Below are 22,637 nucleotides of genomic sequence, written 5' to 3'. Positions count from 1 at the left end.
CGACCCCCCCCCCCGCGCCCCCCCCCCCGCGCGGGCCCCCCCCCCCGGCGAACGCTATCTCACCGCACGTTCGGCACTTCGTAACCGAGCTTGCCCACCTGTTCGGGATGCTGCGGCACGCGCTTGAGCTTGTCGGTGTTCACGCCGTACTCGTCACGCAGGCGCTCGGCCAGTTCCTTGTACAGCGCTTTGTCCATGTCCGGCTGGCGGGCAAAGATCCAGGCCATCTCGCGGCCGGGATAGCCGATCAGCGCCCACGAATAGTCCGGTGCTACTTCCAGCACGCGCGAATGGGTCGGTACTACCCGGTAGAACCAGGTGCGCCACGCGTGGTTGCCACTGTCCGCATCGACGCTGGCGCGCGCCCGCACTTCCTGCAGCGGCTGGCCGAAGCCATCGCGGTAACGGTAGGTGATGGCGACCTTGTGGTCGTCGCGCAGTTCGTACTGGTTGACGCTGGCCACGTGGCCACGTTCGATGAAATTCGGCACGCGGCCGATCACATACCAGGTCCCCATGAAGCGCTGCAGGTCGACCGGGGCATCCGGATCGATGGCCGTACGGTCAGGCAGCGCGCTGCGCGATGCCGGCGGATCTTCGGCAGCCAGCGCGGCGCCTCCCAGTGACAGGGCCAACACCATGGCGCAGAACGGGCGGATCGGGGACATGCGGGAGCGGGCTCCAGTGGGCTTGCCCGCGCATGGTCACTGGGTGCAGCCGATCCGTCAATGGTGTCGCAGCCCGTGAGAAGCGTTGCCGCCACGCTGTGCACCATCGACCACGGGAGACCGACCATGAACGCACGCACCGCACATCGCCCCTCAGCTGAACGCCTCAGGCAGCGCCCCGATCCGCGCGTGCTGCGCCTGGTGCAGCAGCTGGCCCTGGCAGGTGTGGCGCTGGTGCTGGTGTGGCCGGCTGCACGCGGTCATCACGCCTGGCTGGGCTGGGCACCGCTGTGGCTGGTCGGCATGCCGCTGGTGGCGTGGTGGGCCCTGCTGGGCTGTCCGTTGCCGCTTCGGGCGGCCCTGCGGCGGCTGCGCGGGCCGCAGCAGCAGGCACGGCGGCGTCCGTCGCGCCGGCAGCGGCGCGCACGCGGGCAGGCGGCCACAGCCTGACCTTCGACACGGGGGCGGCCCGTCCGAACCGTGCTAGCGTTTCACGGCTAATGACTGCCTGGAGCTGCAATGTCGCGATTCGCTTCCGCCTGCCTGTTGGCCGGCATGATGACCGGCGCCTCGGTGGGGACCGCCGTGGCCGCTGAAGACACCGACCGTTACGCCTGGCTGGAGGACGTGACCGGCGACAAGCCGCTGTCCTGGGTGAAGGAACAGAACGCCAAGTCCGAGGCGCGCCTGGCGCAGACGCCGGCGTTCAAGCAGATGGAAACGAGCATCCGCGAGGTGCTCGATTCGGACGCCAAGATTCCCGGCGTGCAGAAGATCGGCGAGTACTACTACAACTTCTGGAAGGACAAGCAGCACGAACGCGGCCTGTGGCGCCGCACCACGCTGGCCGAGTACCGCAAGGCCTCGCCGCAGTGGGAAACCGTGCTCGACCTGGACGCGCTGAACAAGGCCGAAGGTGAGAACTGGGTCTGGCACGGCGCCGACTGCCTGCGCCCGGACTACAGCCGCTGCCTGATCGCGCTGTCGCGCGGCGGCGCCGACGCCGATGTCACCCGCGAATTCGACCTGGCCAGCAAAACCTGGATCAAGGACGGCTTCTTCCGCCCCGAGTCGAAGGGCGGGTTGAACTGGATCGACCGCGACACGGTGTTCGTCTACACCGATTTCGGTGCCGGTTCGATGACCACCTCCGGCTACCCGCGCATTGCCAAGCTGTGGAAGCGTGGCACGCCGATGGCCTCGGCCAGCGTGGTCTACGAAGGCAAGCCGGAGGACATGTACATCGCGGCCATGCACGATGACACCCCCGGCTTCGAGCGCAACCTGGTCAGCCGCACGCTGGCCTTCTACAACAACGAACTGTACCTGCGCGCCGACGACGGCACGCTGAGCAAGATCGATGCGCCGAATTCGGCAGAGAAAGGCCTGCACAAGCAGTGGCTGACCCTGGAACTGCGCGATGCCTGGACCGTGGGTGGCAAGACCTACGCCTCCGGTTCACTGCTGGCGACCAAGCTGGACGATTTCCAGGCCGGCAAGCGCGATTTCGAAGTGCTGTTCACGCCCACCGCCACCACCTCGCTGGCCGGCACCGCCTGGACCCGCAACCACCTGGTGCTGAACGTACTGGATGACGTGAAGAATCGTCTGTCGGTGCTGACCCCGGGCGCCAAGGGCTGGCAGAAGAGCGAGTTCGTCGGCGCGCCGTCGTTCGGCACGCTGGCCGTGGGCGCAGTCGACAGCAATGACAGCGACGCGGTCTGGCTGACCGCCACCGATTACCTGACCCCGACCACCCTGGCCCTGGCCGAGATCGGCAAGGCACCGGAAACGCTGAAGACCATGCCGGCCTTCTTCGATGCCGACGGCAAGGTGATCGAACAGCACTTCGCCACCAGCAAGGACGGCACCCGCGTGCCGTACTTCGTGGTGCATGACAAGGCGATGAAGCTGGACGGCTCCAACCCGACCCTGCTGTACGGCTACGGCGGTTTCGAAATCTCGCTCACCCCGAACTATTCCGGCGGCATGGGCCGCGCGTGGCTGGAAAAGGGCGGCGTGTACGTGGTCGCCAACATCCGCGGCGGTGGCGAGTACGGCCCGCGCTGGCACCAGGCGGCGCTGAAGCAGAACCGTCACAAGGCCTATGAAGACATGGCCGCCGTTGCCCAGGACCTGGTCACCCGCAAGATCACCAGCGCCAAGCACCTGGGCGTGCAGGGCGGCAGCAACGGTGGCCTGCTGACGGGCAACATGCTCACCCAGTACCCGGAGCTGTTCGGCGCGGTGGTGGTACAGGTGCCGCTGCTGGACATGAAGCGCTACAGCCACCTGCTGGCCGGTGCGTCGTGGATGGCCGAGTACGGCAACCCGGACACCAGCGACTGGGAGTTCATCAAGACCTTCTCGCCGTACCACCTGTTCGACGCGAAGAAGAACTACCCGCCGGTGCTGTTCACCACCTCCACCCGCGATGACCGCGTGCATCCGGGCCATGCCCGCAAGATGGCGGCCAAGATGATCGAGGCCGGCAAGGACGTGACCTACTACGAGAACATCGAAGGTGGCCACGGCGGTGCAGCCAACAACGCACAGGCCGCGCATATGTCCGCGCTGGCTTACAGCTTCCTGTGGGAGCGCTTGGGCGGAAAGTGATGGAATGAAAAACGCCGCCTTCGGGCGGCGTTTTTCGTTGGGTATCCGTTGAACGGTAGCGCCGGGCCATGCCCGGCGGCTCCTTGGTCGCGTTGCGCGCTCGCCGGGCATGGCCCGGCGCTACCGGAACCGCTGCAACCCGCGCGCGATGCGCGCCACCGCTTCCTGCAGCCGCGGCACTTCCTGCGTGTACGCCAACCGCACGTGCTGGTTGGCGCGGTGGAAGCCAAAGTCCAGCCCCGGCGTAAACGCCACGTGCTCGGTTTCCAGGAAGTGCGCGCAGAAGGCCTGCGCGTCGTCGGTGAACGCGCTGACATCGGCGTACAGGTAGAACGCGCCCTGCGGCTCCACTTCGATGCGGAAGCCCAGTTCGCGCAGGGCCGGCAGCAGGAAATCGCGGCGCTCGCGGAACGCCTCGCGGCGCTGTTCGAAGATCGCCATGGCCTCGTCGGTGAAACAGGCCAGCGCCGCGTGCTGGGCAATGCTCGAGGCGCTGATGTACAGGTTCTGCGCCAGCTTTTCCAGCTCGGGCACCGCGGCCGGCGGCGCCACCAGCCAGCCCAGGCGCCAGCCGGTCATGCCGAAGTACTTGGAGAAGCTGTTCAGCACGAACGCGCTGTCATCTACCTGCAGCACGCTGGGCGCATCCAAGCCATAGGTCAGCCCGTGGTAGATCTCGTCCACCACCAGATGGCCGCCGCGCGCACGCAGCGTCTTTGACAGCGCGGCCAGTTCCTCGGCCGACAGCACCGTGCCGGTCGGGTTGGCGGGCGAGGCGACCAGTGCACCGACGCTGTCGGCGTTCCAGTGCTGTTCCACCAGCGATGGGGTCAGCTGGTAGGCGGTCTCCGGGCCGACCGGCACCAGCTGCGCGCCGCCTTCCACCAGCCGCAGGAAGTGGCGGTTGCACGGATAGCCCGGATCGGCCAGCAGCCAGTGCCGGCCCGGATCGACCAGCAGGCTGCTGGCCAGCAGCAGCGCGCCCGAACCGCCCGGGGTGACCAGGATGCGCTCGGGATCGATGTCCAGCCCGTAATGGCGGGCATAGAAACCGCTGATCGCCTGGCGCAGCGCCGGCAGGCCGCGCGCGGCGGTGTAGCGGGTGTGGCCGGCGGCCAGTGCGGCCTGGCCGGCGCGCACGATGGGTTCGGCGGTGGTGAAGTCCGGCTCGCCGATCTCCAGGTGGATCACATCGTGGCCGGCCTGTTCCAGCGCCTGTGCGCGGGCCAGCAGGGACATCACGTGGAACGGGGCGATTTCATGGCTGCGCCGGCTGTAGCCCGGCGTGTGGGGCAGGGTGCTCATGCGCCCATGGTACGCCGCACGCCGGAGGGGCGCTGCGGCGGTGGTAGAGTCGAGCTTGCTCGACTGCTGTTGCGGTCAGCCGAGCAAGCCCGACCCGACCTACGCCACGGACGCCATTGCGTAACCGCACCAGGACCCTTATTTCATGAAACCCACCCTCTGCCTGTTGCTTGCCAGCCTGATGACCAGCACCGCTACCGCCGCCACCCCGCCCGTTCCGCCGGATGCCCAGAAGCGTCCGCACGAGGTCAAGGCGCCGTTCGGCGCGACCCGCAACGACGACTATTACTGGCTGCGCGACGACACGCGCGAAAACAAGGACATGCTGGCCTACCTGCAGGCCGAGAATGCCTACGCCGACCAGCTGCTGGCGCCGCTGAAGCCGCTGGAAGACACCCTCTACAAGGAAATCGTCGGCCGCATCAAGCAGGACGATGCCAGCGTGCCGGCGCGCGAGCGCGGCTACTGGTACTACAGCCGGTTCGAGACCGGCCAGGACTATCCCATCCATGCGCGCCGCAAGGGCAGCATGGAAGCGCCGGAAGAAGTGCTGCTGGACGTGAACACGATGGCCGCCGGCAAGGGCTACTTCAACGTCGGTTCGATGGACGTAAGCCAGGACAACCAGCTGCTGGCCTGGGCCGACGACGATGTGGGCCGCCGCCAGTACACCATCCGCTTCAAGGACCTGCGCACCGGCAAGGTGCTGCCCGATGTGATCACCGGCAGTTCCGGCGATCTGGTCTGGGCCGATGACAACCGCACCGTGCTGTACGTGGAAAACGACCCGGAAACCCTGCTGACCGTGCGGGTGAAGAAACACGTGCTGGGCACCCCGGCCAGCGCCGATACCGTGGTCTACGAAGAAGAGGACGACAGCTTCTACATGGGCATCGGCCGCACCCGCGACGATCGCTTCATCACCATCGGCGTGCACAGCACGGTGTCGTCGGAAGAGCGCTACGCCCCGGCCAGCGACCCGACCACCTTCACCGTGCTGGCCCCGCGCCAGCGCGACGTGGAATACGACGCCGACCACTACGATGGCCGCTGGGTGATCCGCACCAACGATGGCGCGAAGAGCTTCAAGCTGGTCACCGCGCCCACCGATGCCACCTCACGCGCGCAGTGGAAGGACTGGATCGCCCACGACGATGCGGTGTTCATCGAAGGCTTCGAGCTGTTCGACAGCTACACCGCCATTGCCGAGCGTTCCGAGGGCCTGGAGCGTGTGCGCCTGCTGTTCAAGGACGGCCGCACCGATTACGTGAAGGCCGACGAGCCGGCGTACTCGATGGGCCTGGGCGACAACACCGAGGCCGATACGCCGTGGCTGCGCTACGTCTATACCTCGATGACCACCCCGACCACGGTGTTCGAACTGAATACCGCCACCGGTGAGCGCCGCCAGCTGAAGGTGCAGCCGGTGATCGGCTACGACGCCAGCAAGTATGAAACCGACCGTGTGTGGGTGACTGCGCGCGACGGCGTGAAGGTGCCGGTGTCGCTGGTCTACCGCAAGGGCTACCAGAAGGATGGCAAGGGCGCGCTGTTCCAGTACGCCTACGGCAGCTACGGCATGTCGATGGACCCGTACTTCAACCAGACGGCGGTCAGCCTGCTCGACCGGGGCGTGGTGTATGCCATCGCGCACATCCGCGGCGGCCAGGAAATGGGCCGCGACTGGTACGAGAACGGCAAGCTGCTGCACAAGCAGAACACCTTCAACGACTTCATCGACGTGACCCGCGCGCTGGTGGCGCAGGGCTGGGCGGCGAAGGACCGGGTGGCCGCTTCCGGTGGCAGTGCCGGTGGCCTGCTGATGGGCGCAGTGGCCAACCAGGCGCCGCAGGATTACCGGGTGATGGTGGCGCAGGTGCCGTTCGTGGACGTGGTCACCACCATGCTCGACCCGACCATTCCGCTGACCACCAACGAGTACGACGAGTGGGGCAACCCGGAACAGAAGCCGTACTACGACTACATGCTGTCCTACTCGCCGTACGACAACGTAAAGAAGCAGGCCTACCCGGCGCTGTTCGTGGGTACCGGCCTGTGGGATTCGCAGGTGCAGTACTGGGAACCGGCCAAGTGGGTGGCCAAGCTGCGCGATGACAACACCGGGTCGTTGCCGATCCTGTTCCGCACCAACATGGAAGCCGGCCACGGCGGCAAGTCCGGGCGTTTCCAGCGCTACCGCGAACTGTCCGAGTCGTATGCGTTCGTGCTGCAGCAGCTGGGCATCGCCCAGCCGTAAGTGGGGTGGGGTGCCGGGCACTGCCTGGCACCCTGAACCGGTATTCTTGCTGCCATGACCCTGCCCGAACCGCCCCCGGCCCGCGATCCCGCTCCGCCCCCGCGCGTGGTGCGTTTCCGCTGGGCCTGGTGGCTGCTGGCCTATGTCAGCCTGGGCACCGGCATCGTCGGCATCTTCGTGCCGGGCCTGCCCACCACCGTATTCATCCTGATTTCCGCCTGGGCCGCCTCGCGCGGTTCCGAGCGCCTGCACACCTGGCTGCTGCAGCACCCGCGCTTCGGCCCGGCCATCGCCAACTGGCAGGCCCACGGCGCGGTCAGCCGCTACGGCAAGTGGATGGCCACGATCACCATGGCCGTGTGCGCCGGCATCATGCTGTGGTGCGTGCCCATTGCCTGGGTGAAGTGGTTTTCCATCGGCAGCATGACCGTGGTGGCGATCTGGCTGTGGACGCGGCCGCTGCCGCCGGACGCTTGACGGGCCGTGGCGAAAACCCCGCGCTGCGCGCGATGGTCGACCAACGGTCGACTCTACCTACCGCTCAGCCGCCAGTGGCTATACTCGGGGCCATGAAGATCCCCCATCGCAATGCCATTCTGATTCCGTTGGCAGCGGCCTCGCTGCTGTTCCTGTCCGCCTGCGGCAACAAGGGCCCGCTGGTACTGCCGCAGAAGCCGGTGCCGGTGGAAGAAGTGGTTGAGCCGGCCGCCGATGCCGAGGCCACGCCGCCGGCCACCCAGCCGACCAGCGACGGCAGTCCGTCCACCACCCCCGACCCGATCAAGCCGGTGGACGACGGGAATGAGTAAGGCTGGCAACAACGCGCTGCGCTTCAGCAAGATGCACGGCGCAGGCAACGATTTCGTGGTGATCGACCTGCGCGACGGCACCCCGCCGCCGTCGCCGGAACTGGCCGCGCGCCTGGCCGACCGCCATACCGGCGTGGGCTGCGACCAGATCCTGACTATTGAGCCACCGCGTGCGGAAGGCTCGGTGGCCTCGTACCGCATCTGGAACGCCGACGGTTCCAATTCCGAACAGTGTGGCAATGGCGCGCGCTGCATCGCAGCCTGGCTGGTGCGCGAGGGCAGTGCGCAGGGCGCGCGGTTCGTCATCGACAGCCCGCTGGCCAGCCATGCCGTGCAGGTGCTGGGCGATGGCCGGTTCTCGGTGGCCATGGGCGTGCCGGCGTTCGAACCGGCGCAGGTGCCGCTGGTGGGCTTTGCCCACCCGCGTGAGGAGTACCTGCTGCCGCTGCAGGGGGAGAGCGTGCGCTTCGCCGCCGTGTCGATGGGCAACCCGCATGCGGTGATCGAAGTGGGCCTGGTCGATGCCGCGCCGGTGGAGCGCGTGGGCGGCCTGCTGCAGCAGCACGCCTCGTTCCCCAATTCGGTGAACGTGGGCTTTGCCCAGGTGATGGCGCCGGACCATGCGCGCCTGCGCGTGTTCGAACGCGGCGTGGGCGAGACCCTGGCCTGCGGCAGCGGTGCCTGTGCCGCGGCGGTCACCCTGATGCAGCGCGGCCGCCTGCAGCGCGATGCCCGCATCAGCCTGCCCGGTGGTGAACTGCGTATCCAGTGGCCCGGTGAAGGCCAGCCGGTGGTGATGGCCGGACCGACCGCATTCGTCTTCGAAGGGGAGTGGAGTGCATGACTGAGACCGCCGACAAGCTCGGGGCCCACGAAGTCGCCAGCTGGCTGCGGCGGCATCCGGGCTTCCTCAAGCAGTTTCCCGACCTGGCCCTTACCCTGGTGGTGCCGCGCGACGACGGCCCCACCGCGTCGCTGGCCAGCTACCAGCTGGAAGTGCTGCGCGAGAAGAACCGCGAGCTGGCACGGCGGCTGGCCGACCTGGGCGCCACCGCCCAGGTGAACGAGCGGCTGGCGGTGCGTACCCACCAGCTGACCCTGGCCCTGATGAAGCAGGACAACGCCGCCGATACCCTGCGCGCGATGGCGGCCTCGCTGCAGGAAGACTTCGCCGGCGATCTGGTGCGGCTGGTGGTGCATGCGCCGGTGGCCGGGCTGGAACAGGCCGACTGGCTGCAGGTGATCGCCGCCGATGACCCGCAGCTGGGCCCGTTCCGCGACTGCCTGAAGGATGGCGAGCCGATCTGCGGCCGCCTGCAGGCCGACAAGAACGCCGTGCTGTACGGCGTGCGCAGCGAGGAAGTGCAGACCACCGCCCTGCTGCCGCTGCCGGGCGTCGGCCTGATTGCCGTGGGCAGCCACGACCCGAATCGCTTCTACCCGGGCATGGGCACGCTGTTCCTGCGCATGATGGGTGATGCCCTGGCCACGGGCCTGAAGCGATTCCACGACTGAACGGAGCGCTGCCTCGATGAGCGCGGTACAGCAGTTCCTGCAGCACCTGCAGGTGGAGCGGCGGATGTCGGCGCACACGCTCGACGCCTACCGCCGCGACCTGGATGCGCTGTCGGTCTGGGCCGAGCCGCGCGGTGTGGCGGTGGAGGCGCTGGACGTGGACGCCGTGCGCCAGTTCGTGGCCGACGAGCACCGCCGCGGGCTGTCGGCCAAGAGTCTGCAGCGCCGCCTGTCGGCCTGCCGCAGCTTCTACGCCTGGCTGCTGCGCCATGGCCGCATCGAGGCCAGCCCCGCGGCCACCCTGAAGGCACCGCGCGCGCCGCGGCGCCTGCCGCAGGTGCTGGATGCCGATGAAGCGGTGCAGCTGGTCGAGCTGGAGCCGGAAGGTGAGCTGGGCCGTCGCGACCGCGCGCTGCTGGAACTATTCTATTCGTCGGGCCTGCGCCTGAGCGAAGTCTGCGCGCTGACCTGGCGCGACCTGGATTTCGCCAGCGGCCTGGTGAACGTGATGGGCAAGGGCAACCGCCAGCGCCGGGTGCCGTTCGGGCGGCCGGCACGCGAGGCGTTGCTGGCCTGGCGCAGTGAAAGTGGCGGGTTGCCGGCCCTGCCGGTGTTTCCCGGCCGCAACGGGCCGATCAGCCAGCGTGCGGTGCAGGTGCGCATCCGCCAGCTGGCGCAGCGCCAGGGCCTGTTCAAGCACGTGCACCCGCACATGCTGCGGCACAGCTTCGCCAGCCACATCCTGGAATCGTCGGGCGATCTGCGCGGCGTGCAGGAGCTGCTGGGCCACGCCGACATCGCCACCACCCAGATCTACACCCATCTGGATTTCCAGCACCTGGCCAAGGTCTACGACGCGTCCCACCCGCGCGCCAAGCGCAAACCGACCGGGTAGCGCCGGGCCATGCCCGCGAGCGCATTGCTGCCGCTGAACGGCAGCCATCCGCGCAGGCTTGATCGCCCCCGCCGCTGTCCCCATGTCCGGTGAACAGCTATCGGAGGCCGCATGGACCCCAGTCAGAATCCCAACGTTTTCCACGCCACCACCATCGTCTGCGTCCGCCGCGGCGAGCACGTGGCCATTGCCGGTGATGGCCAGGTCACGCTGGGCCACACGGTGATGAAGGGCAATGCACGCAAGGTCCGCCGGCTTGGCCGCGACGGCCAGGTGCTGGCCGGTTTCGCCGGCGCCGCCGCCGATGCCTTCACCCTGTTCGAACTGTTCGAAGCCAAGCTGGAAAAGCATGGCCAACTGCAGCGCGCGGCCGTCGAGCTGGCCAAGGATTGGCGCACCGAGCGCCGCCTGGGCAAGCTGGAGGCCCTGCTGGCCGTGGCCGACAAGGAAACCTCGCTGATCATCAGCGGCACCGGCGATGTGATCGAGCCGGAGGACGGCATCATCGCCATCGGTTCCGGCGGTTCCTATGCCCTGTCGGCCGCACGCGCGCTGATGGCGCACACCGAACTGGATGCACGCACGATTGCCAGCGAAGCCATCGGCATTGCCGGCGACATCTGCATCTACACCAACCGCAACGTGGTGGTCGAGGAGCTGTAAGGCTCCCCGATCCGCCGGGCAAGGCCCGGCGCTACCGGCCGGAGCCGTTCGGTTCCGGCGTCATCGACAACGCATTCGTGAGCACATCCATGTCGAAGATCGAAGTTTCCTCTGCCACCATGACCCCGCGCGAGATCGTGCAGGAATTGGACCGGCATATCGTGGGCCAGCACGACGCCAAGCGCGCGGTGGCCATCGCCCTGCGCAACCGCTGGCGCCGCATGCAGCTGGTGCCTGAGCTGCGCAACGAAGTGATGCCGAAGAACATCCTGATGATCGGCCCCACCGGCGTGGGCAAGACCGAGATCGCACGCCGCCTGGCCACCCTGGCCAACGCGCCGTTCGTGAAGGTCGAAGCGACCCGCTTCACCGAAGTGGGCTACGTCGGCAAGGACGTGGAGCAGATCATCCGTGACCTGGCCGACACCGCGGTCAAGCTCTATCGCGAGCAGGCCAAGGTGCGCGTGCGCACGCAGGCCGAAGAGCGCGCCGAAGACCGCATCCTGGATGCGCTGCTGCCGCGTCGCAGTGGCGGTATCGGTTTCGATCCGGAAGCCGCACGCAACGAACCGTCGGCGCAGGACAACGAAACCCGCATCAAGTTCCGCAAGATGCTGCGCAGCGGCGAGCTGGACGAGCGCGAGATCGAACTGGATCTGGCTGCCAACGTCAGCATGGACATCATGACCCCGCCGGGCATGGAAGAAATGGGCCAGCAGCTGAAGTCGATGTTCGCCAACCTGGGCGGTGGCGCCAAGGCACACAAGCGCACGCTGACCATCAAGGCCGCGCGCCCGCTGCTGGTGGAAGAAGAAGCCGGCAAGCTGGTCAACGAAGACGATATCCGCACCGCGGCGATCGAAGCCTGCGAACAGCACGGCATCGTCTTCATCGACGAGATCGACAAGGTCGCCAAGCGCGGAGACAACGTGGGTGGTGGCGATGTGTCGCGCGAAGGCGTACAGCGCGACCTGCTGCCGCTGGTGGAAGGTTCCAACGTGTCCACCAAGTACGGCACGATCAAGACCGACCACATCCTGTTCATCGCCTCCGGTGCGTTCCACCTGGCCAAGCCCAGCGACCTGATTCCGGAACTGCAGGGGCGTTTCCCGATCCGCGTGGAACTGGGCGCGCTCAGCAAGAACGATTTCGTGCGCATCCTGACCGAGCCCAAGGCCGCACTGACCAAGCAGTACGAAGCGCTGCTGGGCACCGAAGGCGTCAAGGTCAGCTTCACCGCCGATGCCATCGACCGCCTGGCCGAGATCGCCTTCCAGGTGAACGAGCGCCAGGAGAACATCGGTGCCCGTCGCCTGCACACCGTGCTGGAGCGCCTGCTGGATTCGCTCAGCTACGAAGCGCCGGACCGCGACGGTGAAACCCTGGCCATCGACAGCGCCTACGTCGATGCCCACCTGGGTGAACTGGTGCAGGACCCGGACCTGAGCCGCTACATCCTGTAATGCCAGGCGGGGTCGGATCCCTCGCGCCAGCGAGGGCTCTGCCCCCCCGACCCATAACGCATGAGGCCGCCGAAAGGCGGCCTTTTTCATGGGGTCGGATCCCATGCGCGTGCGGATCCACGCATGGCGTGGATCTACCAGGTGGCGCCGACCCTACGGCAGCGGCTCGGGAATCGACCCCGGCACGAACACGCCGTCCTTCACGTAGGCGGCCAGGGTCATGTCCAGCGCCAGCATGCCGTCGCGCTTGAGGTCCATCAGCTCCGGTTCCACCATCGCCCCGTGCAGCACGCCCAGCACGGTGGCGTGCAGCATGCGCGCGGCAATCTTCGGGTCGGCACCGGCGCGCAGCTGGCCCAGGTCCTGCGCCCGGCGCAGCGCACGTTCCATCCGGTCCAGCGCATCGCGGAAGCCGGACTGCTGCAGTTCGGCCAGCGCCCGGCTTTCCGACGAGGCATCGCTGCGCAGCATGATTTCCATGGTCTTGCGCAGGCGCTCGTCCTCGGACAGTTCGATGAACGAGTAGATCATCACCGCGCGCAGGTCGTGGATCGGTGTCTGCCGCTCATCGCTGGACGTGCGTTCCAGCTCCTGCATGAAGGGCAGGTGCACCCGCTGGATGATCGCGGCCAGCACCTCGGTCTTGTTCTTGAAGTGCCAGTACACCGCGCCGCGGGTATAGCCGGCGCGCGCGCCGATCATCTCCAGCGTGGTGCGGGCCACCCCGTGTTCATGGAAACAGGCCTCGGCAGCATCAAGGATGCCTTCGCGGGTGGCCTGGGTGTCCTCTTTGGTCTTGCGCGCCATGGGTCGGTGAGTGGGTACGAATGCCGGTGAAACCTGGCTGAATTGTACCGCTTTACAAACAAACAAGCATGTATGTATATTTCGCATCCACGCTCCCCGCCGTGTATGTGCGCCTGCCCATGCCCCGGGGAGGGCAGCCCCCTCGCGACCACCCAGCCCGTTTCTGGTGCCCGGCAGTCGTATCAGGGCGCCCTGAGAATTTCCTCTACCCGCGAGCCCCCAGCCCCATGCACCTGACCCGAATCCGTCCTTTCCTGCTGTCGCTGGCCATCGCCGCGACCGTGGCCGCCTGCGGTGGCCAACCCGAACAGCCCCAGCAAGGCCCCGGCCAGGTGACCGTGGTAACCCTGAAGTCGGAAAGCGTGGGCCTGACCCGCGAGCTGCCCGGCCGTACCAATGCCTTCCTGGTGGCCGAAGTGCGCCCGCAGGTCAGCGGCATCGTCGCCAAGCGCCTGTTCGCTGAAGGCGGCCTGGTGAAGGAAGGGCAGCCGCTGTACCAGATTGAAGACGCTAGCTACCGCGCCCAGGCCAACAGCGCCCGCGCCCAGTTGGCCCGCGCCGAAGCCACCGCCAACGCCGCACGCCTGAGCGCCAAGCGCATTACCGAACTGGCCAAGGTCGATGCGGTCAGCCAGCAGGACCTGGAAAACGCCGTGGCCGCGCAGAAGCAGGCCGAGGCCGATGTCGGTGCCGCCAAGGCCTCGCTGGATGCGGCCAACGTCACCCTGGGCTATGCCCGCATCACCGCGCCCATCAGCGGCCGCATCGGCAAGTCCAGCGTCACCCAGGGCGCGCTGGTCAGCGCCGGCCAGGCCGACGCGCTGGCCACCGTGCAGCAGCTCAGCCCGATCTACGTCGACCTGACCCAGTCCTCGGCCGAGCTGCTGCAGCTGCGCCGCGAACTGGCCGCCGGCCGCCTGCAGGACAACCAGACCCTGCCGGTCACCATCCTGCTGGAAGACGGCAGCGAGTTCCCGCACAAGGGCGCGCTGGAGTTTTCCGAAGTGAGCGTGGACCCGACCACCGGCAGCTACGCGCTGCGGGTGAAGGTGGACAACCCCGACGGCCTGCTGATGCCGGGCATGTACGTGCGCGCGGTGATCGGCGGCGGCGTGCGTGCCGATGCGGTGCTGGTGCCGATGCAGGGCATCGCCCGCGACGCCAAGGGCGATACCAGCGCCATGGTGGTGGGCAAGGACAACAAGGTGGAAGTGCGTCCGGTGAAGGTCAGCCGCGCGATCGCCGACAAGTGGCTGGTCGAGGACGGCCTGCAGCCGGGTGACAAGGTCATTGTTGAAGGCCTGCAGAAGATTGGCCCCGGCATGCCCGTGCAGGCCACCGAGAAGGGCGCTGCTCCGGCCACGCCGGACGCCGCCCCGCAGCCTGCCGCGCAGCCGGCCGGCGACGCGAAGTAAGCGGAGAATTCCATGGCACGTTTCTTTATTGATCGACCCATCTTCGCGTGGGTGATCGCCATCATCATCATGCTGGCCGGTGCGCTGGCGGTGATGAAGCTGCCGGTGTCGATGTATCCCGAAGTGGCCCCGCCGGCCGTCGAGATCAGCGCCACCTACCCCGGTGCATCGGCCAAGGTGGTCGAGGACTCGGTCACGCAGATCATCGAGCAGAACATGAAGGGCCTGGATGGCCTGATCTACTTCTCGTCCAACAGCTCGGCCAACGGCCAGGCCACCATCACCCTCACCTTCGAAGCCGGCACCAACCCGGACATCGCCCAGGTGCAGGTGCAGAATAAGCTGCAGCTGGCCATGCCGCTGCTGCCGCAGGAAGTACAGCGGCAGGGCATCAACGTGGCCAAGTCCAGCAGCGGCTTCCTGCAGGTGCTGGGCTTTGTGTCCAACGATGGCAGCATGGATGCCAACGACATCGCCGACTACGTGGGTTCGAATGTCGTCGACACCCTCAGCCGCGTGCCGGGCGTGGGCAACATCCAGGTGTTCGGCGGCAAGTACGCCATGCGCATCTGGCTGGACCCGAACAAGCTGCACACCTACAAGCTGTCGGTCGATGAAGTGACCGCAGCGATCACCGCGCAGAACGCACAGGTGGCCATCGGCCAGCTGGGTGGTGCGCCGTCGGTAAAGGGCCAGCAGCTCAACGCCACCATCAACGCGCAGGACCGCCTGCAGACCCCGGAGCAGTTCCGCAACATCCTGGTGCGCGGTGGCACCGATGGCAGCGAACTGCGCCTGGGCGACGTCGCCCGCGTGGAACTGGGCGCGGAAAGCTACGACTTCGTCACCCGCTACAACGGCAAGCCGTCCACCGGTATCGCCATCACCCTGGCCACCGGCGCCAACGCGCTGGATACCGCCGAAGGCGTGCGCGCGGCACTGGATGACATGAAGGCCAGCTTCCCGGCCGGCCTGGAAACGGTCATTCCGTACGACACCACCCCGTTCGTGAAGGTCTCGATCAAGGGCGTCATCAAGACCCTGATCGAAGCGATCGTGCTGGTGTTCGTGGTGATGTACCTGTTCCTGCAGAACTTCCGCGCCACCCTCATTCCCACCATCGCGGTGCCGGTGGTGCTGCTGGGTACCTTCGGCGTGCTGGCTGCGCTGGGCTTCTCGGTGAACATGCTGACCATGTTCGCCATGGTGCTGGCCATCGGCCTGCTGGTGGACGATGCCATCGTGGTGGTGGAGAACGTCGAACGCATCATGTCCGAAGAGGGCCTGTCGCCGCTGGAAGCCACCCGCAAGTCGATGAGCCAGATCACCGGCGCGCTGGTGGGCATCGGCCTGGTGCTGTCGGCGGTGTTCGTGCCGATGGCCTTCATGAGCGGCTCCACCGGCATCATCTATCGCCAGTTCTCGGCCACCATTGTTTCGGCCATGGCGCTGTCGGTGCTGGTGGCGATCGTGCTGACCCCGGCGCTGTGCGCCACCATGCTCAAGCCGCTGAAGAAGGGCGAGCACCATGTGGCCCACCGTGGCCTGGTCGGCCGGTTCTTCAACGGCTTCAACCGCGGCTTCGACCGTTCCAGCGAAACCTACCAGCGCGGCGTGAAGGGCATCATCCACCGCCCGTGGCGCTTCATGGGCATCTTTCTGGCGCTGGCCGTGGTGATGGGCGTGCTGTTCGCGCGCCTGCCCAGCTCGTTCCTGCCCAACGAAGACCAGGGCATCATGATGGCGCTGGTTCAGACCCCGGTCGGCGCCACCCAGGAGCGTACCCTGGAAGCGATGGCCAAGCTGGAAGACCACTTCCTGAAGAACGAAGCCGACGCCGTCGAGTCGATCTTCGCGGTGCAGGGCTTCAGCTTCGCCGGCATGGGCCAGAACGCGGGCATGGCGTTCGTGAAGCTGAAGGACTGGAGCGAGCGTGATGCCGACCAGAGCGTGGGTGCGATCACCGGGCGTGCGATGGGCGCACTGGGCCAGATCAAGGACGCCTTCATCTTCGCCTTCCCGCCGCCGGCCATGCCGGAGCTGGGCATTGGTTCGGGCTATACGTTCTTCCTGAAGGACACCAGCGGCAAGGGCCACGACGCCCTGCTGGCCGCGCGCAACCAGCTGCTGGGTGCGGCAGGGCAGAGCAAGCTGCTGGCCAACGTGCGCCCCAACGGTCAGGAAGATACGCCGCAGCTGCGCATCGACGTGGACGTGGAAAAGGCCAACGCGCTGGGTCTGTCGATCAGCTCGATCAACAACACCTTGGCCGCGGCCTGGGGCAGCAGCTACATCGATGACTTCATCGACCGTGGCCGGGTCAAGCGCGTGTACGTGATGGCCGATGCACCGTTCCGCATGAACCCGGACGATTTCAACGTCTGGTCGGTGAAGAACGGGCAGGGCGAGATGGTGCCGTTCAGTGCCTTCGCCACCAAGCGCTGGGATTACGGTTCGCCGCGCCTGGAACGCTACAACGGCGTGTCGGCGATGGAAATCCAGGGTGAGCCGGCCGCCGGCGTTGCCTCGGGCGATGCCATGGCCGAGATCGAGCGCATCGCCAAGGACCTGCCGGCGGGCTTCGAGATCGAATGGACCGCGCTGTCCTACCAGGAACGCCAGGCCGGTTCGCAGACCCCGCTGCTGTACACGCTGTCGCTGATGATCGTGTTCCTGTGCCTGGCCGCCCTGTATGAAAGCTGGAGCGTGCCGACCTCGGTGCTGCTGGTGGCGCCGCTGGGCATCCTGGGTGCCGTGTTGGCCAACACCTTCCGTGGCATGGAACGCGACATCTACTTCCAGGTGGCGATGCTGACCACGGTGGGCCTGACCAGCAAGAACGCGATCCTGATCGTGGAATTCGCCAAGGAAAACCTGGAGAAGGGCGTTGGCCTGATCGAAGCGACCATGCACGCCGTGCGTGACCGTCTGCGCCCGATCCTCATGACCTCGCTGGCCTTCGGCCTGGGCGTGCTGCCGCTGGCCATCGCCTCCGGTGCGGGTTCCGGTGCGCAGCGTGCCATCGGCACCGGCGTGCTGGGCGGCATGCTGGTCGGCACCGTGCTGGGCGTGTTCTTCATTCCGTTGTTCTTCGTGGTCGTGCAGCGCGTGTTCAAGCGCAAGACCGCGGCGTAACCCTGCCGGCGGCGCCGGGCCCTGTCCGGCGCCGCCATCGTGACCCCAAGGTGTCGCCATGAAATTCCATACCCTTGTTCTTTCTGCCGCCGTGGCCCTTGTGCTGGGCGGCTGTTCCACCCTGGTGCCGAAGAACACCGCCGTCGCCCCTGGCATTCCCGCGCAGTGGCCGGCTGAAGCCACCGAAGGTGAGGTGGCCGATGCGGCCGCCGTCGGCTGGCGCGATTTCTTCACCGATGCGCGCCTGCAGGAGGTGATCGGCCAGGCCCTGGCCAACAACCGCGACCTGCGCGTGGCCGTGCTGAACGTGGAAAAGGCGCGCGGCCAGTACCGCGTACAGCGCGCCGACCGCGTGCCCGCGCTGGCCGCGCAGGGGCAGATGCAGCGCAGCGGCGGTGATGTGCCGGTCAGCGAACAGTTCAGCGCCAACCTGGGCGTGGCCGAGTTCGAGCTGGATCTGTTCGGCCGCGTGCGCAACCTGAGCGAAGCGGCGCTGCAGCAGTACTTCGCCGTGGCCGCCAACCGCCGTAACGCGCAGCTGAGCCTGGTGGCCGAGACCGCCACCGCATGGCTGACCTACGGCGCCGACCAGCAGCAGCTGAAGATTGCCGAAGCGACCCTGAAGACCTACGAGGACTCGCTGCGCCTGGCCGAAGCACGCCACGAGCGCGGTGGCAGCTCGGGCCTGGAGCTCAGCCAGACGCGCACGCTGGTGGAAACCGCACGCACCGACGCGGCGCGTCTGCGCGGCCAGCTGGCGCAGGACCGCAATGCACTGGCGCTGCTGGCCGGTGGCCAGGTCGATCCGGCACTGCTGCCGGACAGCATCGCACCGCAGGTACTGGCGCTGGCGCCGCCGCCGGCGGGGCTGCCCAGCGACGTGCTGCTGCAGCGCCCGGACATCATGGCCGCCGAACACCAGCTGCTGGCCGCCAATGCCAACATCGGTGCCGCGCGCGCCGCGTTCTTCCCCAGCATCCAGCTGACCGGCAGCGTAGGCAGCAGCTCGGGCGAACTGTCTGGATTGTTCGACAGTGGCACCCGGGTGTGGAGCTTCCTTCCGACCATCACCCTGCCGATCTTCCAGGGCGGCAAGCTGCGCGCGAACCTGGCCGTAGCCAATGCCGAGCGCGATATCGCACTGGCCGAGTATGAAAAGTCGATCCAGACCGGCTTCCGCGAAACCGCCGATGCGCTGGCGCTGAACGTCAGCCTGGACGAGCAGGTGGCCTCGCAGCAGCGTCTGGTGGAAGCGGCCGAGCTGGCCAACCGCCTGTCGCAGGCACGCTATGACGCCGGCCTGGACAGCTTCGTCACCCTGCTCGATGCGCGCCGCACCGCCTACAGCGCACAGCAGACCCAGCTGCAGGCGCAGCTGGCACAGCAGGCCAACCGCATCACCCTGTACAAGGTGATGGGCGGCGGCTGGCGCGAGCGCAGCTGACAACGGTAGCGCCGGGCCATGCCCGGCGGTTCTTCGCCATGGCCGCGCTGCGCGCTCGCCGGGTGAGACCCGGCGCTACCCGGCGTGCGTAATCCGGTAGCGCCGGGCCATGCCCGGCGGCTCTTCGCCATGGCCGCGCTGCGCGCTCGCCGGGTGCGACCCGGCGCTACCACATGGGCCAGCGGCACCAGGCGAACGGGTATTCGTCCAGCGCGGTAGCGAGACCTGCACGGATCGGGTTTCCGAGGATATACAGCGCGTGGCGCCTCAGCGCAGCCTCATTACGAACGCCGTGGTCGAAATAGCTCGGTTGCCACAAGGGCGTCTCGACCCCGAACTGTTGCCCAATCAGTCGGCTGCTTCGCGATTTCAACGTTCCCATCATCCGTGCGAGTGTTCCTGCGCGTAGCTGCACCAACCAATGAACATGGTCAGGCATGACCACCCATGCAAATGAACGGCTGATTCCCGCGCATTCGATGAAGCGCAGAGTATCTACAAGGCACGCAGCGCAGCGAGGATCTGCGAATATGGGGCGTCGTTGCAGTACGACGGTGGTGAGTACGTAGTACCCATCGATGCGAGATTCGCGGCCACGCTGAAGATGACGGCTGAACATTGAGCCAGTCTGCGGAGCAGGTCTGGATGTATCCATCAGCATGCGCCCTGGGTGCGTGTGGGGCTATTCCGCGCTGCGCGCTCGCCGGGCATGGCCCGGCGCGGGCGCTACACCGCTTCATCATCGCGCGGGGGAACGCGGCATGCGCGTACCCGCGCCAGTGCGTCACCCGCCTCGCGGGCCATGCGCTCGTACTCGGCGCGGATCTCCTCCAGCCGCTCCTCATCCATCTCTTCCAGATCCAGCAACTCGTTGTTGGCATCGGCCGTGGCGCGGATCAGCTCGTCCAGCTTGATCTGCATCGCCGCGGTATCAGAGTTCTGCGTGTGCTGGATCAGGAACACCATCAGGAAGGTGATGATGGTGGTGCCGGTGTTGATGACCAGCTGCCAGGTGTCGTTGAAACCGAACACCGGGCCGCTGATGCCCCACAGCACCACGATGCTGATCGCTGCCAGGAAGGTCCACGGCGAGCCCGCCGCGGCGGAGGCCTTCTTGGCCAGGGTGTTGAACAGGTTGCGTGCGCTCATCGGGGTCGTTCCAGGGGAATGACGCGGATGATCGGCACTGGCCCGTGCACGGGCCGTGCAGCGGCGGGCCTCAGGCGCGCAGGCGCGGCGCCTGCTGGCTGCGCACCGGGCTGCTCTGGTAGACGTGCTGCCAGCAGCGTTCGACGAACTCGCGGGCCTGCGCCTCGGTCAGGCGCGGCATGATCTGCAGGGCGTACTGGGTCTGGAACATCTCGTCGCGCTGCGCATCGCTGGCACGCGGTTGGGTGATCAGCGAATCGCAGGCGAACTTGACCCACGGCACGTACGAACCGAACGAGTTGTGCGCAAGCGCGCCATCGGCATGCTGGCGGCGCCAGTGGTCCAGCTCGGCGTCGACATTGATGACCGGGGGAATGGTGGGGACTTCAGCGTGCATGACGATCCAATGGGCAGAAGGTGAAAGGGAGTGGGGGCTGATGCCGAGTGTCGTGGGTTGCCGGTGCATGCAGTGTCAGTGCGGCGTGCATCCGGTGTGCGCATCCAGCAGTTGCGCATGCTCCACCGCGCCCAGTGCTTCGGCCATGTCGGCCATGGCATTGCACAGCTGCACCTGGTCGCGCGGGTGCTCGCGCATCACTTCCAGCTGCAGGCCTTGGTAGGCAGCCCAGAACGGCGCGCCACGGCGGTGCAGCGCGAACTGCTGGCGCAGGCGTTCGCGGATGCCGGCAACGGCCGGGTGGTCGGGCAGGGAAGGTGCGGCGTGCGCGCTCATCGGCTGGCTCCGCCGGAGCAACGGGCCCCGGTGCATTCCACCGTAGGCCCCTTGCGTGCACGCGATGTTAGTGGCGTGTGTGCAACTGACGTGGCTGACTGTGCAGCAGTGCGCACGCAACGCCGCAGACGCAGCCGGCACAAGGCGGTGCCGGCGCTGAAGAATTCATAAAGCGTGCAGCGCCTTCACGGCGCGGCGGCTTATTCGCCGATGTCTTCGTTCCAGATGTCCGGATGCTGCGCAATGAAACCGCCCAGCAGATCCACGCATTCCTGGCTGTCCAAGTCGATCACGTTCACGCCGTTCTCGCGCAGCCAGTCGATGCCGCCCTGGAAGGTGCGCGATTCGCCCACCACCACGGTGCCGATGTTGAACTGGCGCACCAGCCCGGAGCAGTACCAGCACGGGGCCAGGGTGGTCACCATGATGGTGTCCTGGTAGCGGCGCTGGCGGCCGGCCTTGCGGAAGGCATCGGTTTCGCCGTGCACCGACGGGTCGCCTTCCTGCACGCGGCGGTTGTGGCCGCAGCCCAGCAGGCGGCCATCGTTGTGGTACAGCGCCGCGCCGATCGGCACGCCGCCTTCGGCCAGGCCCTGGCGGGCTTCGGCAATGGCGGTCTGCAGCAGGGCCTGGTAGTCGGGCGTGGTGATCATGCGGGGCTCCGGTGGGTCATGGCCGGCCATGATACGGCGCCGTTGCCCCGCAGCGGCCCCAGCGGTGCGATAATCGGGGGCATGAGCGAATCCCCCTACAAATCCGGTACCACCCACTTCGGGTTCCGCGACGTCGACGCCAAGGACAAGCAGAAGCTGGTCGGGCAGGTGTTCACTTCGGTCGCGCGCAACTACGACCTGATGAACGACCTGATGAGCCTGGGCGTGCACCGGGCCTGGAAGCGCTACTACGTAGCCACCGCGCAGGTGAAGCCGGGCGACCGCGTGCTCGACCTGGCCGGCGGCACCGGCGACATCGCCGCCCTGCTGAAGGAGCGCGTGGGCGCCGAGGGCTCGGTGGTGCTGGGCGACATCAACGCCGGCATGCTGTCGGTCGGCCGTGATCGCCTGACCAACCGTGGCCTGGTGCTGGGCCTGGACTACGTGCAGTGCAACGCCGAAGCCCTGCCGTTCCCGGACAACAGCTTCGATCTGGTCACCATCGCCTTCGGTCTGCGCAACGTGACCGACAAGGATGCCGGCCTGCGCGAGATGTACCGCGTGCTGAAGGTGGGCGGCCAGGCCCGCGTGCTGGAGTTCTCCGAAGTCACCGCCGACTGGTTCAAGCCGATCTACGATTTCCACTCGTTCAGGATCCTGCCGAAGCTGGGCAAGCTGTTCGCCAACGATTCGGACAGCTACCAGTACCTGGCCGAAAGCATCCGCAAGCACCCGCCGCAGGAAGAACTGAAGGCGATGATGGGGCAGGCCGGTTTCGAGCGCTGCCACTACAAGAACCTGACCGGCGGCATCGTTTCGATCCATTCCGGCTACAAGCTGTAAGCCCTGCCCTGGTAGGTGCCGACCTTGGTCGGCACTGGGCCCACGCCGGGCGCTGACACACCGTGCCAACCAAGGTTGGCACCTACCAACGCCGCAGGGGGGCCCCCCGGCCGGCCTTACCCCGCATCGCGCAACGCCTGCGGGGCCGGAGGGAGGTACCATTGGGGTTTGATCCCCGTAACGGTCCCGATTCATGCGTAATCCGCTGATGCTCCTTCCGCTGGCCGTGGCCCTGGCCGCCGGCTGCTCCCAGGAGGCGGCCAGGGC

Annotated in this window: 22 protein-coding genes; 14 read left to right on the top strand and 8 right to left on the bottom strand. The window is 67.2% G+C overall.

The genetic code is table 11. The features are described from left to right. Positions 1-59: 59 nt before the first annotated feature. On the bottom strand, positions 60-668 hold the full coding sequence (locus tag IAE58_RS14605) for a lipocalin family protein (protein WP_108754201.1): 609 nt from the start codon (positions 666-668) through the stop codon (positions 60-62). A 126-nt stretch (positions 669-794) separates the two neighbouring features. Here IAE58_RS14605 and IAE58_RS14600 point away from each other — a divergent pair, with 126 nt between their 5' ends. Both IAE58_RS14600 and IAE58_RS14595 read left to right on the top strand, forming a co-directional pair. Continuing rightward, entirely contained in the window at positions 795-1,118 is a 324-nt protein-coding gene (locus tag IAE58_RS14600) for a hypothetical protein (protein WP_199934046.1), read from the top strand. A gap of 69 nt (positions 1,119-1,187) precedes the next feature. Next, positions 1,188-3,284: a prolyl oligopeptidase family serine peptidase gene (locus tag IAE58_RS14595; RefSeq protein WP_199934045.1), complete on the top strand. Its 2,097-nt coding sequence runs from the start codon at positions 1,188-1,190 to the stop codon at positions 3,282-3,284. A 120-nt stretch (positions 3,285-3,404) separates the two neighbouring features. On the opposite strand, the gene IAE58_RS14590 is transcribed toward IAE58_RS14595, so the two are convergent. After that, entirely contained in the window at positions 3,405-4,589 is a 1,185-nt protein-coding gene (locus IAE58_RS14590; RefSeq protein WP_199934044.1) for a pyridoxal phosphate-dependent aminotransferase, read from the bottom strand. A 145-nt stretch (positions 4,590-4,734) separates the two neighbouring features. Between IAE58_RS14590 and IAE58_RS14585 the strand changes: the two genes are divergently transcribed. The 8 genes from IAE58_RS14585 (at position 4,735) to hslU (ending at position 12,191) form a co-directional block, all read left to right on the top strand. Next, positions 4,735-6,846 carry a S9 family peptidase gene (locus IAE58_RS14585; RefSeq protein WP_199934043.1) on the top strand — a complete coding sequence of 704 codons (2,112 nt, stop codon included), beginning with the start codon at positions 4,735-4,737 and terminating at the stop codon, positions 6,844-6,846. Positions 6,847-6,900: 54 nt separating this feature from the next. Beyond that, positions 6,901-7,323: a YbaN family protein gene (locus IAE58_RS14580; protein ID WP_108757198.1), complete on the top strand. Its 423-nt coding sequence runs from the start codon at positions 6,901-6,903 to the stop codon at positions 7,321-7,323. A 92-nt stretch (positions 7,324-7,415) separates the two neighbouring features. Then, positions 7,416-7,655: a lipoprotein gene (locus IAE58_RS14575; RefSeq protein WP_108750481.1), complete on the top strand. Its 240-nt coding sequence runs from the start codon at positions 7,416-7,418 to the stop codon at positions 7,653-7,655. Next, positions 7,648-8,499 carry a diaminopimelate epimerase gene (dapF, locus tag IAE58_RS14570; RefSeq protein ID WP_199934042.1) on the top strand — a complete coding sequence of 284 codons (852 nt, stop codon included), beginning with the start codon at positions 7,648-7,650 and terminating at the stop codon, positions 8,497-8,499. The genes IAE58_RS14575 and dapF overlap by 8 nt, the downstream gene beginning before the upstream one ends. After that, positions 8,496-9,170 carry a DUF484 family protein gene (locus tag IAE58_RS14565; protein ID WP_108754195.1) on the top strand — a complete coding sequence of 225 codons (675 nt, stop codon included), beginning with the start codon at positions 8,496-8,498 and terminating at the stop codon, positions 9,168-9,170. The genes dapF and IAE58_RS14565 overlap by 4 nt, the downstream gene beginning before the upstream one ends. A gap of 16 nt (positions 9,171-9,186) precedes the next feature. Then, the gene (gene xerC, locus IAE58_RS14560; RefSeq protein ID WP_108754194.1) at positions 9,187-10,065 is read left to right on the top strand and encodes a tyrosine recombinase XerC; all 879 of its coding nucleotides are present in this window, start codon (positions 9,187-9,189) and stop codon (positions 10,063-10,065) included. Positions 10,066-10,176: 111 nt separating this feature from the next. Continuing rightward, on the top strand, positions 10,177-10,728 hold the full coding sequence (gene hslV, locus IAE58_RS14555; protein ID WP_005411093.1) for an ATP-dependent protease subunit HslV: 552 nt from the start codon (positions 10,177-10,179) through the stop codon (positions 10,726-10,728). An 89-nt stretch (positions 10,729-10,817) separates the two neighbouring features. Further along, positions 10,818-12,191 carry an ATP-dependent protease ATPase subunit HslU gene (gene hslU, locus IAE58_RS14550; protein WP_199934041.1) on the top strand — a complete coding sequence of 458 codons (1,374 nt, stop codon included), beginning with the start codon at positions 10,818-10,820 and terminating at the stop codon, positions 12,189-12,191. Between the two features lie 153 nt (positions 12,192-12,344). On the opposite strand, the gene IAE58_RS14545 is transcribed toward hslU, so the two are convergent. Further along, on the bottom strand, positions 12,345-12,998 hold the full coding sequence (locus IAE58_RS14545; protein WP_108754193.1) for a TetR family transcriptional regulator: 654 nt from the start codon (positions 12,996-12,998) through the stop codon (positions 12,345-12,347). 227 nt (positions 12,999-13,225) lie between these two features. Here IAE58_RS14545 and smeD point away from each other — a divergent pair, with 227 nt between their 5' ends. The 3 genes from smeD to smeF are packed head-to-tail and all read left to right on the top strand — an operon-like array spanning position 13,226 to position 18,992. Then, positions 13,226-14,413 carry a multidrug efflux RND transporter periplasmic adaptor subunit SmeD gene (gene smeD / locus IAE58_RS14540; RefSeq protein ID WP_108754192.1) on the top strand — a complete coding sequence of 396 codons (1,188 nt, stop codon included), beginning with the start codon at positions 13,226-13,228 and terminating at the stop codon, positions 14,411-14,413. Positions 14,414-14,425: 12 nt separating this feature from the next. After that, a complete protein-coding gene (smeE, locus tag IAE58_RS14535; protein ID WP_199934040.1) occupies positions 14,426-17,548 on the top strand; it encodes a multidrug efflux RND transporter permease subunit SmeE in 3,123 nt (1,040 codons plus the stop codon). A gap of 58 nt (positions 17,549-17,606) precedes the next feature. After that, positions 17,607-18,992 carry a multidrug efflux RND transporter outer membrane subunit SmeF gene (gene smeF, locus IAE58_RS14530; RefSeq protein ID WP_199934039.1) on the top strand — a complete coding sequence of 462 codons (1,386 nt, stop codon included), beginning with the start codon at positions 17,607-17,609 and terminating at the stop codon, positions 18,990-18,992. Positions 18,993-19,158: 166 nt separating this feature from the next. On the opposite strand, the gene IAE58_RS14525 is transcribed toward smeF, so the two are convergent. The 5 genes from IAE58_RS14525 to IAE58_RS14505 form a co-directional block, all read right to left on the bottom strand. Then, positions 19,159-19,611, bottom strand: a complete 453-nt coding sequence (locus IAE58_RS14525) for a transposase (protein WP_199934038.1) — start codon at positions 19,609-19,611, stop codon at positions 19,159-19,161. Between the two features lie 107 nt (positions 19,612-19,718). After that, the gene (locus tag IAE58_RS14520) at positions 19,719-20,141 is read right to left on the bottom strand and encodes a low affinity iron permease family protein (protein WP_199934037.1); all 423 of its coding nucleotides are present in this window, start codon (positions 20,139-20,141) and stop codon (positions 19,719-19,721) included. 70 nt (positions 20,142-20,211) lie between these two features. Next, complete coding sequence (locus IAE58_RS14515) at positions 20,212-20,538, bottom strand: hypothetical protein (protein WP_108750491.1); 327 nt, start codon at positions 20,536-20,538, stop codon at positions 20,212-20,214. Between the two features lie 75 nt (positions 20,539-20,613). Continuing rightward, positions 20,614-20,874: a hypothetical protein gene (locus IAE58_RS14510; RefSeq protein ID WP_199934036.1), complete on the bottom strand. Its 261-nt coding sequence runs from the start codon at positions 20,872-20,874 to the stop codon at positions 20,614-20,616. Between the two features lie 200 nt (positions 20,875-21,074). Then, a complete protein-coding gene (locus tag IAE58_RS14505) occupies positions 21,075-21,527 on the bottom strand; it encodes a nucleoside deaminase (protein WP_108750493.1) in 453 nt (150 codons plus the stop codon). An 81-nt stretch (positions 21,528-21,608) separates the two neighbouring features. Here IAE58_RS14505 and ubiE point away from each other — a divergent pair, with 81 nt between their 5' ends. Beyond that, positions 21,609-22,370 (top strand): bifunctional demethylmenaquinone methyltransferase/2-methoxy-6-polyprenyl-1,4-benzoquinol methylase UbiE, encoded by a 762-nt coding sequence (gene ubiE / locus IAE58_RS14500; RefSeq protein WP_108750494.1) that lies wholly within the window; start codon positions 21,609-21,611, stop codon positions 22,368-22,370. Positions 22,371-22,637: the final 267 nt, after the last annotated feature.

The sequence above is a fragment of the Stenotrophomonas sp. S49 genome (assembly GCF_016624905.1).
Taxonomy (GTDB): domain Bacteria; phylum Pseudomonadota; class Gammaproteobacteria; order Xanthomonadales; family Xanthomonadaceae; genus Stenotrophomonas.
The sequence above is the reverse complement of the archived record's forward strand: the minus strand, read 5'-3'. Positions and strand labels throughout refer to the sequence as shown.